Raw genomic sequence first — 12,842 nt, forward strand, 5'->3', positions numbered from 1 at the left:
CATGCTCGCGGCGGCGGTTACAGCGGCCGTCGATTTTTCGACGATAATCGCTGCGACCGCAGTGGAATCGGTAACCAAATCCGGCAGCCGAACGAATTACCAGGATAGTCGCAGGTACAACGTCATGGAAACCGATCGTCTCGTCACACTGCTCGCGGCCGGCATAACGCCGGTCGACAAGCACGCGGCGGCCCGCCGCTTCAGTTGGGCCGTTCTCGCCGGCGCGCTGGGCGCGACGCTGCTCGTGCTCGTTTTCTATGGCTTGCGGCCCGATATCGGCGAGATGCTCGTCACGCCGCTCTTCTGGGCGAAAGTCTCGCTGCCCGTCGCGCTCGCCGCGGGCTCGCTTGCGCTCACGGCGCGACTTTCCCGGCCAGGTGTCACGGTCGGCGCCGCGTGGGCAGGGCTTGCCGTTCCGATCGCGATCGTCTGGGTCGCCGGCTTGGCGGTATGGTCGATCGCACCGGCCGACGAGCGCGCGCTACTGCTCTTCGGCCACACTTGGCGAACCTGTCCGTTCAATATCGCTTTTCTCTCGATACCGGGTTTTATCGCCGCCATCTCCGCGGTGCGCGGGCTCGCGCCTACACGGCTGCGCATGGCTGGCGCCTCGGCGGGCGCGATGGCGGGCGCGACAGGAACGGTTGCCTATTGTCTACACTGCCCCGAAATGGGCGTCCCGTTCTGGGCCGTCTGGTATCTGCTCGGCATGGCGCTTCCCACGGCGGTGGGCGCGCTCATCGGACCTCGATGCTTGCGCTGGTAAGAGGCCGACCGATCGTGCACCCGACAGAAACGCGACTGAGGGCTCTGCTCCTCAGCGGCATGGATGGCGACGCTGTCGCCTATCGCACGTTCCTCGCGGAGTTGACGCGGTACTTGCGCGGCTACTTGCGCAGGAGGATTCCGCAACTCGCCGACGACGTCGAAGATCTCGTTCAGGAAATCCTGCTGGCCGTCCATAACGGCCGCCACACGTATCGGCCCGACGAGCCGCTTACCGCGTGGATTCACGCGATCGCGCGCTATAAGCTGATGGATTTTTTCAGGGCGAGATCGCGCCGCGAATCGCTGCATGAACCGATCGACGATTATCTCGACATCTTCGCCGCCGCGGACGACGAACCCTCGGCTGCACGCCGCGATATCGGCAAGCTGCTCGAGCAGTTGCCCGACAAGCAACGCCTGCCAATTCTTCATGTGAAGCTGCAAGGTCTTTCCGTCGCGGAGACCGCGCAATTGACGGGGCTTTCCGAATCGGCCGTGAAGGTGGGCGTGCATCGCGGTCTCAAAGCGCTCGCGGCACGAATCCGCGGACTCGCCTAGCGGGCCTAGCTCGCAACGCGATGCACGCACCGGCCCGGTGTTGCGGCATCGCGCAAAGCCAAGCGCCGCAGTTCACCGGTTCACTTGATGCCGAGCCGATAGTCGAGCGAAAAGACGCCGCCCCCGCGGCCGATCATGTAAAGCAACAGGCCGGCCCATGACAGATGCGTCGGCCATGCGTCCGGATAGACGAAGACCTCGATGACCGTCGTCATGCCGAGCAGCGCGAGCGCCGCGCCGCGCGTGAAAAGCCCCAGCACGAGCAGCAAGGGAAACAAGTGTTCCGAATACGCGGCGATGTGCGCCGCGATCTCCGGCGGAATGACGGGGATCTTGTACTCGTCGCGAAAGAGCACATAGGTTCCGGGCTTCAAGGTGAGCAGGCCGGAGACTTTCGTGCGCCCCGAAAGAAAGAAGATCGCGGCGATCGACAAGCGGCACACGAGCGCAAGCAGCGAGTGACCAATGAGCTGCGATGCAAGATCGGCGAAGCGGTTCCACCCACCTCGCAAGCCGCCGAGGGTCCGCGCTGTATCGATAGGGGTCGTTTGCATGCCGATCTCCCGTCAGACACGCGACGTGCAGGGCCGTTGGCGCGGGCGCCGCGGCGCGCTCGTGCGAGGCGAAAAGGAGACGGCGAGCGCTTCGACAGTCATCATTTGAGGCTCCAATCAGCGAATGTGACGGTTACCGGATCGTCATCCGCCGCTCATCGTCGAATGGGGCATCGAGCGACGGGCGGGTCGATGCGGATGATCCGATCGTCAATTCGGAATGGAACCTCGACCGGTTACAGCCGAGCGAAAATTTCTACGATTGCGCCGGACGGCCCGTTTTCACCGTCTCGATTGCCGATACCGCTTCGAGCAGCCGTTTGGCGGGCACGGAATCGAGCAGGTGCAGGCCAGCCCGCAGCAGCTCGCTCTTCTTTACCGCCACGCCGGCATCAAGGCACTTCTGCTTCAACTGCGCCAGCTTGTCATAGTCGGACTTCGGCATCGTGAAGCTGTCGCGCACCACTTTTTCCTTCTTGGCGCGCTTCACCTTGTCGGGCGCGGCGACGGCGGCCGTTGCTGGCTCGGCCAACGCCCGTCGCACCTTCTTGGCGGACTTCGCGCGCGAACCGTCGGCGGCCGCGGGGGGCTCGACGGCCGCATCGGTTGCCGCGGCGGCGGGTGCCGCGGCGGCATGTCCGTTCGCGTGCTTCGGCACTCGCGCCGGCTTCTTCGTTGCTTTTTCGCTGCTTGCAGTGGCCATCAGTGACCTCCTCATCGGTAAACGGTGCAAACAGTATATACGGTTTATTGGCGTACGACGAAATGCTTGCTACTTGAAATCTCGAATAAGCGTATTCGCCGCCACGAACGGGACGCTTGCATCGGCCCCTGCGAGAGCGTTTAATGTGCCTTCCGAAAGCCGATCTCGATCGTGCGAGGAGCTCTCGATGCACCAGCCGAACGCCGAGGAAGTCGTCAAGGAAATTGCCACCGCGACTCACACGCCTCAGGAAGTAGTCGAAAAGATGTATGACGAAACCTGGGAGGCATACAGCAAGGAAGCACGCATCACGGACTACATGCCAGTTCTCGTCGCCAAGCGCGTGCGCGAGGAGTTGCGCAATCGCGCGCGCGGCGCACATTGACCGATCGTCAGCCGAATCACCGCAACAATTTTTTCGCCCGCGCGAGGGCCGCAACGATATCGGCGTATGCGCGTTCGCGCGTCTCGGGATCGGGTGCGCGCAATGCATACGACGGATGCCAGGTCGCCAATACCGCGCGTCCGCCGTGCTCGATCACTTTGCCGAAATAGTCCTGAAGCCGTGCGTGGGTGTCTTCGAGCAGGGCCTTCAATGCGGTGGAACCGAGCGCGACGAGGACTCGCGGCGCGACCTCGGCAAGTTCGCGATCGAGCCAGTAGCGGCACGCATCGACTTCGCGCTGCGCGGGCGTCTTATGCATGCGGCGCTTGCCGCGCGGCTCCCATTTGAAATGCTTGACCGCGTTGGTGATGAATACCTCCTCGCGCGCCACACCGGCTTCGTGTAGCGCGTTATCGAGCAAGCGGCCAGCCGGGCCGACGAACGGTTTGCCCTCGCGATCTTCACTGTCGCCGGGTTGCTCGCCTACCATCATGATCGGCGCGCGCCGGGGGCCGGCACCCGGCACGCCCTGCGTCGCGCTCTGCCAGAGTCCGCAGCGGCGGCAGTCCTCCAACGAAGCCGGTTGCTGATCCCGGTCCGTTTCGGAGCCGTCATGCGAGCCCGGTTTTGTTCCGGGACGTCTTTGCGCGTTCATGGTCGTTCCGTCGACGGGGGCTTTCTTGCGGTGGAGCAACGCCGGTGCCATCGGTCTTTGCCTCTGTCCGAACGCTTATACTTGGAAGAATTTTCCACGACTGCCCCGAAATGGACAGAATCGACGCACAAATCCTCAGACTCTTGCAAGAGGATGCCTCGCTCGGACTCAACGATATCGCCAGCGCGGTCAATCTCTCGCCTACGCCTTGTTGGCGACGCATCCAGAAGCTCCGTGAAGAAGGCGTCATCCGCAAGCAGGTCGTGCTTTGCGATCCGGCCAAGCTGAACCTCGGGCTGACCGCCTTCGTCACGATCCGGGCCGCTCAGCACAACGACGCATGGACCGAGCGCTTTCTGAGCGGCGTCACGACGATTCCCGAGATCGTCGAGATCTATCGGATGACGGGCGACGTCGACTATCTGCTGAAGGTCGTCGTTCCTGATATCGCCGGTTATGACAGCGTCTACAAGCGGTTGATCAAGGTGGCCGAATTGCTCGATGTGAGCGCGAGCTTTGCGATGGAAGTCGTCAGGCGGACTACCGCGCTGCCGCTCGATCACGTCGTCACGGGCAGCAAGAGCCGAAGCGCGGCGCACGACGATTAGATCATTAGGAGTCCAAAACAAGCTCCCAGCGCGGTGCAACATCGGCTATATGGCCTCGGGCGCTGCGCGGCAAGGCACGAGCATTGCTTGTTTTCGCTTAGGACTTGCGAACGTGGAGGCTCAGATGACTCAGTTCAAACGACTGAAACGAGCGAAGGCCGGCGCCATCGTCGCGCTGCTTTCGTTGCTCTGCGGCTGCACGCTCGGCGGCGCGGCGGCGGGCGGATATGCGGGCAACAGGTTGACGCACGGCAGCGCGGTCGGGACCGTAGGCGGCGCCGTCGCAGGTGGGATCGTCGGGCACGAAGTGGGCGAGCATTGGTAATCGCCCCGCCTTTGGCGAATTACTTAGTATTCCTCATTAACTGAGAATTCGCTGGTCGCCGCTAATGACGATGCAGCAAGCTTCGCAATGGATGCCGCCAATCGATGCGGCGTGCGTCGTCGCGCGGCTCGTGCCTCCGATGTTCTTGCCACAACTCGTCGGAGAAAAGGAACGCGACGATCAAGAGCGGCAGCACCAGGAACGCACCAAGTATCAAGTGTTCGATCACGATGAGCCTCCGTGCTCTGTCGATGGCGCGACGATGCAATTGATTGTATGCCCGTCGCCCACCCGGTTAGCGCCGCACCGACGCGCGTGCGCGGGGTTGCGCGCATTGCCCGTGCCGGTACGCTGGCTTACGTGCTCCCGGCTTTCCACGTCGCCGCCAGCGCGCCGGCGCAAACCAGCATCGTGCCGCCCGTACGATTGACAGCGCGCTGCACCGAGCGGCTGCGGATCGCCCGGCGCGCGCTCGATGCCAGTAAGGCATAGGCGAATGCGTTGAGCGTGCCGAGCAACACGAACGTCGCCTCGAAAATCACGATCTGCGGCCAAAGGCGCGCGTGCAGGTCGATAAATTGCGGGACGAACGCGACGAAGAACACGATACTTTTCGGATTCAGCGTCGTGACGGCATAAGCATGCGCAAAGACCTTGCCCGTGCGCGTTTCCGAAATGTCGGGGGATTGCGGATCGCCGACGGGCGCTCGCCAAAGCGTGATGCCCAGGTAGACGAGATAGGCCGCGCCGACCCACTTGAGCACGGAGAACCACGCGGCGGAGGCGGCGAGAACGGCGCCCAGTCCGACCATCGAGGCCGTCATCGATGTGAGATCGCCGAGCGCCACGCCGGCCGTCGTGGCAAGCGCATAACGCCGACCGTGGCCGAGCGCGTATGAGACGACGAGCAGCACCGTCGGCCCCGGAATCATGACGAGGATGGCGGAAGCGATCGCGAACGGTAGCCAGTGTGAAAAGCTCATGGAAGCGCTCAGTGGGGGGAAAGCCCGATTTATCCATACGGCGCGGCGGCGCGCAAGGCGCAAACGGATACGTCACGGGCCCTACCCCCCGGCGATGCTGCGCCGCGAGCGGTCGCTGCCGACAAGAGTCGCCGCGTCGTTGGGGCCTCTCATGGATAATCCGAATACCGCAGGCACTGTTTTTTACGCGTCAGCTGAATGTTTTATTTAAAGCAACGCACGCGCGCGGGACACCACTTTCTGTGCACTGCACCAAACCCGCGCAGTTTTATTAAGTCACTTAACATCATTTATTCGATGCTGACCGCACGTTGCGAAAACGCTTGAATAATCAGAAGCAAAGCCAGAGATCAGCGCCCGCAGCCAGCCTGCACAAGCCTGCGGCGACTCAATGCGCATGCGTGAAAGCGCCCGCAAAAGGGTGCGACAATCCGTCGCTTTTGCAAGCGCACACAAAATGTGCTTGTGCTTTTTGGCGCATGACCTATGTTGAAAACCGTGGGTTTTCAATTGCCTTTAAACACATAGCTAATCTAAGTAAAAACCCGCATTGGAGGTAGGACATGAGCAAGAAACTCGGGACACTTTTGGTGCTGGCCGGTTTTGCTGCGGCTGCGTCGATCGCGCAAGCGCAGGATACGGTCCTTAAGCCGCAACAGACCTTCCAGTTTGCAGCCGGCGGGTACGGTTGCCTGTCGAAAGACAAGCTCGATGCCGCTTATCAGCACGCGCAGGCCGGCGAGCAGCAGAAGATGCAGGAATATTTCGCAGGCTACGAATGCCTGTCCACGCCCGAGCATTCGGATTTCCGTATCGTCCGCGTAGTCGGTCACGACGTCGAGTTCGTGAATGCCGCCAACGGCGATACAGAAGGACTCTGGACCAACGACAGGTTCATCAAGCAGTAAGCAGTAGCGTCAGTCGACAGCGGCTGCGGCGCCGTTCGCCGTTGCGGCTCTCCGATAGCGGCTCGGCGGCAACCCCGATCCGCGCCAGTGTTCGCTCGTGACGGTTCGACTTCGCCGAGCCGTCGCGTCGCGTGTCATCCGCCGTGCGCCCTTTGCGCGCGGCGAGCAATTCGCTAAGATCACGCCCGCGCCGGCGTGTCTCATCCCGCCCACCGCAAATCGCGCGTGCGCCGCAAACGCATGATGCGCCGTCTCTCGACGCGCCCCTCAACGCTCTCAACGGTATCCCGACCGCCCCGGAATTGGCTCTCAAATCGACGATCTACAAGGCGGAACTACAGATTGCGGACATGGACCGCCACTACTACGCCGATCACGCGCTCACGATCGCGCGCCATCCGTCCGAAACCGACGAGCGCATGATGGTGCGCCTCGTCGCGTTCGCATTGAGCGCCGGCGAGCGGCTCGAGTTCTGCAAGGGACTTTCCGATACGGACGAACCCGACCTCTGGCAAAAGGATCTGACGGGTGCCATCGAGACGTGGATCGAGGTCGGCCAGCCCGACGAGCGTCGCATCGCCAAGGCCAGCGCACGCGCGGGCGAAGTCATCGTCATCGCCTACGGCGGACGGACATCCGATGTCTGGTGGCAGGGCCTGCGCGGCAAGATCGAACGATTCGGCAACGTGCGCGTGCTTTCGCTCGCCGAGGGTGTGGGCGATGCGCTCGCGCGGCTTGCCCAACGCTCGATGCGGCTACAGGTCACCGTGCAGGAAGGATCCGCGTGGATCTCGAGCGCCGAGGCGGACCCCGTCGCTATGGAATGGGAGGTGTTGAAGGCGGGCAAGGCTCGGTGAGATCGAGAAACGGAGCGCCAGTGAACCGCCGAAGCGTGTTCGCGGCGCGCCCGCGGCCGCGCCGCCCGGCTCTCAAAGCGACGTAATCCGCGCCGCCTCTGGCGGCCCTTTCAGCTCGACCATATTCCCCTCGGGGTCGAATAGATAAAGGGACTGGCCGAACCCGTCGGCACCGTAGCGCCGGCCTTCGGCGCCCAGCCGCACGCCGTGCGCCGTCAAATGCGCGGCGAGCGCCTCGGCGTCGTAATGCTCAATGCGCAGGCAGAGATGATCCATGTTGCGGCCGGCACCCGGGACTCCGCTCTCGGCGCGATCGAGACTGCCGCCCACCGCCAGCAGATCGATCAGCGAGCGGCCCGCGCGCAACTGCGTCAAGCCGAACTCGGGCTGCTCCTTCTCGATCGTGCAGCCGAGCACGTCGCAGTAAAAACGCGTCATCGCAGCCGGATCGGCGGCGCGGATCACCACGTGATCGATCTCGCGGATCGTCAGCTTCATCGGAATAGTCCTCATCTCGTCGCGGGTTGGCGGCACCAGCGGCTGGCCGATCGGCGCAGCGGCACAGCGCGCATACACACATCACGAGTGTAAGCCGGCCCGTGCGCCCGCGCACCGCCGGGGAAGGCGAGGGGTCGGGACGTCAAAAGCGAACAGCCAAAAAAAACCCGCTCATAGGAGCGGGTGAATCCATATCAGGAGGAGACATGGAGGAGACAGGACGTACTATACACAATCGGATGGTGCATCGCAATATCTTTTTTGGCGGACAATGTCGATTAGGGAAAGCAGGGGGGAGGTTCACCGCCGAAGCCGGGCGAATGAGAGCGCAAGTTCCGGCGCGCCGCCCGAGGTGACGGGGCATACAGTGATCCCATCCACCTGAATTCCCGAGGAACGACATGCAAACCGCCTATCGCACCGACGACACGATGCAACGCCGCCGTAGCACCGACCAAGTCGACGATCCAACGAGCCGGCCTGCGTACCGCGAGCCCGAGCCGGGCGCGCTGCCACGTTCCGGGTATCGAAACGACGCCGAGCGCTGGGATGCCGTACGGACGCGCGATGCTCGCGCCGAAGGCGCCTTTTTCTATGCTGTCGCGACGACGGGCGTCTTTTGCCGGCCGACGTGCTCGTCGCGGCTGCCCCGCCGGGAGAATGTCGCCTTTTTCGCGACAGCCGATGAAGCGCGGGCGGCTGGCTTTCGCGAGTGCAAGCGGTGCCGGCCCGACGGCCTGCCGCGCGAGCTCGCCATGGTCGAGCGCGCGTGCGCCGCGCTCGATGCCGATCCGCAGGGTCGAATGACGCTCGCTCAGTTGAGCGACGCCGTGCACGTCAGCCCGTTCCACCTGCAGCGGATCTTCACGCGCGTGGTTGGCGTTTCGCCGCGCCAATACCAGGCCGCCCGGCGCGGCGCGGCGTTGCGCGACGCGTTGCAGCGCGGTGACGGCGTCACGCGCGCGGCGCTCGATGCGGGCTTCAACTCGCCCTCTCGGCTTTACGAGAACGTCGCGAGCGAACTCGGCATGGCGCCGTCCGCCTATCGCAAGAAAGGAGCGGGATTGACCGTCCGGTACGCCTCGTCGCCGACTCCGCTCGGCCACGTACTCGTCGCCGCCACCGACAAGGGCATCTGCCGCATCGCGTTCGGCGACGAGCTCGGCATATTGGTCGACGACCTCCGCGCAACACTTGCGAATGCGCAACTGATCGAGGACCGCGCGCACATCGCGCCGTTCATCTCGCAAATCGACGCATACCTGAACGGCCGGCGCGAGACGTTCGACCTGCCGCTCGACGTGGGCGCGACCGCGTTCCGTCAGCGCGTGTGGGATGCGCTGCGCAACATTCCCTACGGCGAGACGCGCAGCTATACGGAGATTGCGGAAGCGCTCGGCACGCCGCGCGCCGTGCGGGCCGTCGCAAGCGCTTGCGCTTCGAACCCGATCGCGATCGCCATCCCGTGCCATCGTGTCGTCCAGAAGGGTGGGGCCTTAGCCGGCTACCGCTGGGGCCTCGCGCGCAAAGCCGCGCTGCTCGACGCCGAGGCGCGCCGCACGGCGATCGCGTCAGGCGCGCGAGCAGGGGACTCCGATGCGGGTGTCGAGACGCCGACCGACGTTGAACCCGCGCCAACCGACCTGGATGACGTCGCTTGAGTACCGCCGCCGACTTCGAGCTTCCGTTCAAGACGCCGTATGACTGGCCGCGCCTCACGCGCTTCCTCGCGGGCCGAGCGACGCCGGGCGTCGAAACCGTCGAAGACGGCGTCTATCGCCGCGCCATCGAATGGAGGGGCGCGAGCGGCACGCTCTCGGTCAGGCGGCATCCGCGCAAAGCGCGGCTCGTCGTTGCGGTGGAGGGCGAGGCAAGCCGGCACGTCGATACGCTCGCGCCGCATGTGGCGACCATGTTCGACGTCGAGGCGGAGCCGACCGCGATCGCCGCGCATCTTGGCGGCGACCCGTGGCTCGCGCCGCTCGTCGGCGCGGCGCCGGGCCTGCGCGTGCCCGGTGCATGGTCCGCGTTCGAGCTCGTCGTGCGCGCGATCGTCGGACAGCAGGTGAGCGTGAAGGCAGCGACGACGCTGATCGGCCGCCTCGTCGTTCGCGCCGGGGCGCGCATCGACGACCACCCGCACGCGGGCACCGCCTGGCGCTTTCCGACACCCGCTGCGCTCGCGGAGGCCGACCTCGCGCAGATCGGCATGCCGGGCAAGCGCGTCGCGGCGCTGCAGGCCGTGGCCCGCGCCGTCGCGTCGGGCGAGGTGCCGATTGAGCGCACCGTTGCAGCGAACGAAGTCAATGGCGGCGTCAGTGGCGGAATCCACGGTGGGGTCAACGGTGCGAACGATGCAGGCGGCAGACGCGACAAGCGCCGTTCGGCGCGTCCATCGCCAGACCTCGCGACGATGCGTGAAGCGTTGCTGGCACTGCCCGGCATCGGCCCCTGGACCGTCGAATACATCGCGATGCGTGCCTGGCGCGACCCCGATGCGTGGCCGGCGACGGACCTCGTCCTCGCGCAGTCGATTGCCGCGCGCGACGCCGCCTGCGCGCGGCCGGCGGCACAGCGCGCGCGCACCGACGCATGGCGTCCGTGGCGAGCCTACGCGGCCATGCATTTGTGGAACGAGATCGCCGATCGCGCGAGCGGCGGGCGCGGAGGGTAGCTAGTCCCACGGCTGAAGCCGCCTCAAGCGCGCTTCACGGCGCGGTGTTAAAGTGCCCGCTACCCAAAAATAATTGCGCTGGAGGCTCGCGCTCGTAGTCGACCCCGGCCCGCCTCAATGTCAGACCATTCGCCTTCGCCCTTTGGGACATTCGCGCAGCGTTTGTCCATCTTGACGTCGCCTGCCGCGGGCGATGTGCTCGCGCGCGGACTGCGCGGCATCGAGAAAGAGAGTCTGCGTGTCACGCTGGACGGTTCGCTCGCGATGACACCGCATCCGCGCGTGTTCGGCTCGGCGCTCACGCATCCCTCGCTGACCACGGACTACTCGGAAGCGCTGATGGAACTGATCACGCCGGCCGAGCGCGACCCGCGCGAGACGCTCGCCCGGCTCGACGAGCTTCATCGATTGGTCTATTCGGCGCTCGACGGCGAAATGCTCTGGACCTGCTCGATGCCGGGCAAACTGCCGGAAGACGACCAGATCCCGATCGCGGAGTACGGCGCGTCGAACATCGGCCGGCTTAAGCACGTGTATCGGCATGGCTTGGCGCTGCGCTACGGGCGCACGATGCAGTGCATCGCCGGCATCCACTACAACTATTCGCTAAACGACGAAACGTGGCGCTTGCTGCACGCCGCCGAGCCGTCGCCGGCAACGGCGGTCGATTACCAGTCCGCACGCTACCTGGCGCTGATCCGCAACTTCCGCCGCACGAACTGGCTCTTGATGTACCTGTTCGGCGCATCTCCGGCGCTCTACAAGCCGTTCCTGCGCGGTCGGCCGCATACGCTCGAGGCGTTCGATGCCGACACGCTCTACCGCCCCTACGCGACGAGCCTGCGCATGAGCGACCTCGGCTACTCGAATACGACGGGGCAGGCGGCATTGCGTCCCGACTACGAAACGCTGTCGGGCTATCTCGACGCGCTCGCGCGCGCGGTCAGCGAGCCGTACGCGCCCTACGAAGCGATCGGCACCCACCGCGACGGCGAATGGGTGCAGATCAACACGAACGTGCTGCAGATCGAAAACGAGTTCTATTCGACGATCCGCCCGAAACGCGTGGCCGGCTCCGGCGAGCGACCGCTCCATGCGCTCGCCGCGCGCGGCGTGCAATACGTCGAGGTACGCTGCCTCGATATCGATCCCTTCGAGCCGAGCGGTATTGCGCTCGAAACGGCGCGCTTCCTCGACGCCTACCTGCTGCTTTGCGCGCTCGACGACAGCCCGCCGCTGCCAGCCGCGGCCTATGCCGAAGCCAACGCCAACTTTGGCCGCGTGACGCTCGAAGGGCGCAAGCCCGGCTTGCTGCTGACGCGTGACGGGGGCGACATATCGCTCGAAGACTGGGCCGCCGAGCTCGTGGACGGCATCGAGCAGGCCGCCCGCGCGCTGGACGCGCTCGCAGGCGGCGATGCGCACGTCCGGGCCGTCGCCGCTCAGCGCGCCAAGCTTGCCGATCCCGAAACCACGCCCTCCGCGCGCGTGCTGCGAGCGATGCGCGAGCGCGGGCAGGGCTTTCTCGCATTCGGCCTCGCGCAGAGCGAAGCCCATGCGGCTCATTTTCGCGCGCGTCCCCTCGATATCGCGAGCGCACAGGAAGCGGCCGCGACCGCGGCGCGCTCGCTGGAAGAGCAGGCCGAACTCGAACGCCGCGACGCCGGAAGCTCGTTCGACGCTTTCGTCGCCGACTTTCGCGGCTACACCCTCGAACGCTTCAGCGTCTAGCGGCGCATCGCCGTTTGCGCGCAAGAGCGGCCGACGAGCCGCCCACAAGTCGCATATCGTCGCCTAACGCACCCTGGTTGGCCGAACGTGCCCGTATTTTGCGCGTCGAACCTCATGTAGAGCGAATGAGGGCGTTCCGATGAAGACGATGCTTTGGCTCGCGGCATGCGCGCTCGCTGCCGGATGCACGGCGACGAATCATGTGACCCCGGAAACGATGCAGATCGCGACCGCGCCGCTCGTCTGCCGAAACGCCGACGAGTGCGCCGTCTGGTGGCATCGTGCGCACGATTGGGTGACGCGCCACAGCGCCTATAAGGTCGAGACGGCGACCGATTCGTTGATCGAATCGGCGGGGCCCGAAGGCGGCAGCGGCAAGCTGGCCTACCAGATCACGAAGACAGCCAATGCCGACGGCTCGGCCACGATCGGCTTCGCCGCGCACTGCGACAGCATGCTCGGTTGCCGGCCCGATCCGTGGCAAGCCGGCGCGGCTTTCAAACAGTTCGTGAAGACGGGCACCGAGAAACCGCTGCAATTGGCGCCCGATGCGCCGACGCCGGCAAGCGAAACCGGCGGCGCGAAGGACCAGGGCTAGCAAGCCCCGGCAGTTCCTCGCTGTAACGAGCGTCGCG

At 65.0% G+C, this 12,842-nt stretch carries 17 protein-coding genes; 11 read left to right on the top strand and 6 right to left on the bottom strand.

Translation table 11 applies throughout. The annotated features are described in order from the left end of the window. The first annotated feature begins 124 nt into the window (after positions 1 to 124). Both B0G57_RS15580 and B0G57_RS15585 read left to right on the top strand, forming a co-directional pair. The gene (locus B0G57_RS15580) at positions 125 to 766 is read left to right on the top strand and encodes a DUF1109 domain-containing protein (protein WP_026229783.1); all 642 of its coding nucleotides are present in this window, start codon (positions 125 to 127) and stop codon (positions 764 to 766) included. Continuing rightward, positions 751 to 1,326 (top strand): sigma-70 family RNA polymerase sigma factor, encoded by a 576-nt coding sequence (locus tag B0G57_RS15585; RefSeq protein WP_051090049.1) that lies wholly within the window; start codon positions 751 to 753, stop codon positions 1,324 to 1,326. The genes B0G57_RS15580 and B0G57_RS15585 overlap by 16 nt, the downstream gene beginning before the upstream one ends. Before the next feature lie 80 nt (positions 1,327 to 1,406). Here B0G57_RS15585 and B0G57_RS15590 read toward each other — a convergent pair whose 3' ends face one another. Further along, positions 1,407 to 1,880 carry a DoxX family protein gene (locus tag B0G57_RS15590; RefSeq protein ID WP_018441316.1) on the bottom strand — a complete coding sequence of 158 codons (474 nt, stop codon included), beginning with the start codon at positions 1,878 to 1,880 and terminating at the stop codon, positions 1,407 to 1,409. Between the two features lie 256 nt (positions 1,881 to 2,136). Next, positions 2,137 to 2,583, bottom strand: a complete 447-nt coding sequence (locus tag B0G57_RS15595) for a hypothetical protein (RefSeq protein ID WP_018441318.1) — start codon at positions 2,581 to 2,583, stop codon at positions 2,137 to 2,139. A 187-nt stretch (positions 2,584 to 2,770) separates the two neighbouring features. Here B0G57_RS15595 and B0G57_RS15600 point away from each other — a divergent pair, with 187 nt between their 5' ends. After that, positions 2,771 to 2,968 carry a DUF3562 domain-containing protein gene (locus tag B0G57_RS15600; RefSeq protein WP_018441319.1) on the top strand — a complete coding sequence of 66 codons (198 nt, stop codon included), beginning with the start codon at positions 2,771 to 2,773 and terminating at the stop codon, positions 2,966 to 2,968. A 16-nt stretch (positions 2,969 to 2,984) separates the two neighbouring features. Here the strand turns inward: B0G57_RS15600 and B0G57_RS15605 are convergent, their stop codons facing one another. Then, on the bottom strand, positions 2,985 to 3,623 hold the full coding sequence (locus tag B0G57_RS15605) for a UdgX family uracil-DNA binding protein (RefSeq protein WP_035468815.1): 639 nt from the start codon (positions 3,621 to 3,623) through the stop codon (positions 2,985 to 2,987). Between the two features lie 110 nt (positions 3,624 to 3,733). Here B0G57_RS15605 and B0G57_RS15610 point away from each other — a divergent pair, with 110 nt between their 5' ends. Together B0G57_RS15610 and B0G57_RS15615 are read left to right on the top strand one after the other, a co-directional pair. Further along, complete coding sequence (locus B0G57_RS15610; protein ID WP_018441321.1) at positions 3,734 to 4,231, top strand: Lrp/AsnC family transcriptional regulator; 498 nt, start codon at positions 3,734 to 3,736, stop codon at positions 4,229 to 4,231. Between the two features lie 124 nt (positions 4,232 to 4,355). Further along, positions 4,356 to 4,556 carry a glycine zipper 2TM domain-containing protein gene (locus B0G57_RS15615; protein ID WP_018441322.1) on the top strand — a complete coding sequence of 67 codons (201 nt, stop codon included), beginning with the start codon at positions 4,356 to 4,358 and terminating at the stop codon, positions 4,554 to 4,556. A 61-nt stretch (positions 4,557 to 4,617) separates the two neighbouring features. On the opposite strand, the gene B0G57_RS31375 is transcribed toward B0G57_RS15615, so the two are convergent. Together B0G57_RS31375 and B0G57_RS15620 are read right to left on the bottom strand one after the other, a co-directional pair. Beyond that, positions 4,618 to 4,785, bottom strand: coding sequence for a hypothetical protein (locus tag B0G57_RS31375; protein WP_018441323.1), 168 nt, complete (start codon positions 4,783 to 4,785; stop codon positions 4,618 to 4,620). Positions 4,786 to 4,912: 127 nt separating this feature from the next. Continuing rightward, entirely contained in the window at positions 4,913 to 5,539 is a 627-nt protein-coding gene (locus B0G57_RS15620; RefSeq protein WP_018441324.1) for a LysE family translocator, read from the bottom strand. Between the two features lie 563 nt (positions 5,540 to 6,102). Here B0G57_RS15620 and sap1 point away from each other — a divergent pair. Both sap1 and B0G57_RS15630 read left to right on the top strand, forming a co-directional pair. Beyond that, the gene (sap1, locus tag B0G57_RS15625) at positions 6,103 to 6,447 is read left to right on the top strand and encodes a surface attachment protein Sap1 (RefSeq protein WP_018441325.1); all 345 of its coding nucleotides are present in this window, start codon (positions 6,103 to 6,105) and stop codon (positions 6,445 to 6,447) included. 302 nt (positions 6,448 to 6,749) lie between these two features. Then, positions 6,750 to 7,304, top strand: a complete 555-nt coding sequence (locus B0G57_RS15630; RefSeq protein ID WP_020566251.1) for a YaeQ family protein — start codon at positions 6,750 to 6,752, stop codon at positions 7,302 to 7,304. Between the two features lie 72 nt (positions 7,305 to 7,376). Here the strand turns inward: B0G57_RS15630 and B0G57_RS15635 are convergent, their stop codons facing one another. Beyond that, a complete protein-coding gene (locus tag B0G57_RS15635; RefSeq protein WP_020566252.1) occupies positions 7,377 to 7,802 on the bottom strand; it encodes a VOC family protein in 426 nt (141 codons plus the stop codon). Between the two features lie 401 nt (positions 7,803 to 8,203). Between B0G57_RS15635 and ada the strand changes: the two genes are divergently transcribed. From ada to B0G57_RS15655, 4 genes are all read left to right on the top strand, one after another. Further along, on the top strand, positions 8,204 to 9,463 hold the full coding sequence (gene ada, locus B0G57_RS15640) for a bifunctional DNA-binding transcriptional regulator/O6-methylguanine-DNA methyltransferase Ada (protein WP_018441328.1): 1,260 nt from the start codon (positions 8,204 to 8,206) through the stop codon (positions 9,461 to 9,463). Next, complete coding sequence (locus B0G57_RS15645; RefSeq protein WP_018441329.1) at positions 9,460 to 10,476, top strand: DNA-3-methyladenine glycosylase family protein; 1,017 nt, start codon at positions 9,460 to 9,462, stop codon at positions 10,474 to 10,476. The genes ada and B0G57_RS15645 overlap by 4 nt, the downstream gene beginning before the upstream one ends. Before the next feature lie 117 nt (positions 10,477 to 10,593). After that, positions 10,594 to 12,207, top strand: coding sequence for a glutamate--cysteine ligase (gshA, locus tag B0G57_RS15650; protein WP_018441330.1), 1,614 nt, complete (start codon positions 10,594 to 10,596; stop codon positions 12,205 to 12,207). Positions 12,208 to 12,346: 139 nt separating this feature from the next. Continuing rightward, positions 12,347 to 12,805, top strand: coding sequence for a hypothetical protein (locus B0G57_RS15655; protein WP_018441331.1), 459 nt, complete (start codon positions 12,347 to 12,349; stop codon positions 12,803 to 12,805). Positions 12,806 to 12,842 lie beyond the last annotated feature (37 nt).

Source organism: Trinickia symbiotica (assembly GCF_002934455.1).
Lineage (GTDB): Bacteria > Pseudomonadota > Gammaproteobacteria > Burkholderiales > Burkholderiaceae > Trinickia > Trinickia symbiotica.

What these genes read in the sequence shown, in the direction of transcription:
- B0G57_RS15580 (WP_026229783.1), top strand. Translation starts at nt 125, where the DNA reads ATGGAAACCGATCGTCTCGTCACACTGCTCGCGGCCGGCATAACGCCG.
- B0G57_RS15585 (WP_051090049.1), top strand. Translation starts at nt 751, where the DNA reads ATGCTTGCGCTGGTAAGAGGCCGACCGATCGTGCACCCGACAGAAACG.
- B0G57_RS15590 (WP_018441316.1), bottom strand. Translation starts at nt 1,880, where the DNA reads ATGCAAACGACCCCTATCGATACAGCGCGGACCCTCGGCGGCTTGCGA.
- B0G57_RS15595 (WP_018441318.1), bottom strand. Translation starts at nt 2,583, where the DNA reads ATGGCCACTGCAAGCAGCGAAAAAGCAACGAAGAAGCCGGCGCGAGTG.
- B0G57_RS15600 (WP_018441319.1), top strand. Translation starts at nt 2,771, where the DNA reads ATGCACCAGCCGAACGCCGAGGAAGTCGTCAAGGAAATTGCCACCGCG.
- B0G57_RS15605 (WP_035468815.1), bottom strand. Translation starts at nt 3,623, where the DNA reads ATGAACGCGCAAAGACGTCCCGGAACAAAACCGGGCTCGCATGACGGC.
- B0G57_RS15610 (WP_018441321.1), top strand. Translation starts at nt 3,734, where the DNA reads ATGGACAGAATCGACGCACAAATCCTCAGACTCTTGCAAGAGGATGCC.
- B0G57_RS15615 (WP_018441322.1), top strand. Translation starts at nt 4,356, where the DNA reads ATGACTCAGTTCAAACGACTGAAACGAGCGAAGGCCGGCGCCATCGTC.
- B0G57_RS15620 (WP_018441324.1), bottom strand. Translation starts at nt 5,539, where the DNA reads ATGAGCTTTTCACACTGGCTACCGTTCGCGATCGCTTCCGCCATCCTC.
- sap1 (WP_018441325.1), top strand. Translation starts at nt 6,103, where the DNA reads ATGAGCAAGAAACTCGGGACACTTTTGGTGCTGGCCGGTTTTGCTGCG.
- B0G57_RS15635 (WP_020566252.1), bottom strand. Translation starts at nt 7,802, where the DNA reads ATGAAGCTGACGATCCGCGAGATCGATCACGTGGTGATCCGCGCCGCC.
- ada (WP_018441328.1), top strand. Translation starts at nt 8,204, where the DNA reads ATGCAAACCGCCTATCGCACCGACGACACGATGCAACGCCGCCGTAGC.
- gshA (WP_018441330.1), top strand. Translation starts at nt 10,594, where the DNA reads ATGTCAGACCATTCGCCTTCGCCCTTTGGGACATTCGCGCAGCGTTTG.
- B0G57_RS15655 (WP_018441331.1), top strand. Translation starts at nt 12,347, where the DNA reads ATGAAGACGATGCTTTGGCTCGCGGCATGCGCGCTCGCTGCCGGATGC.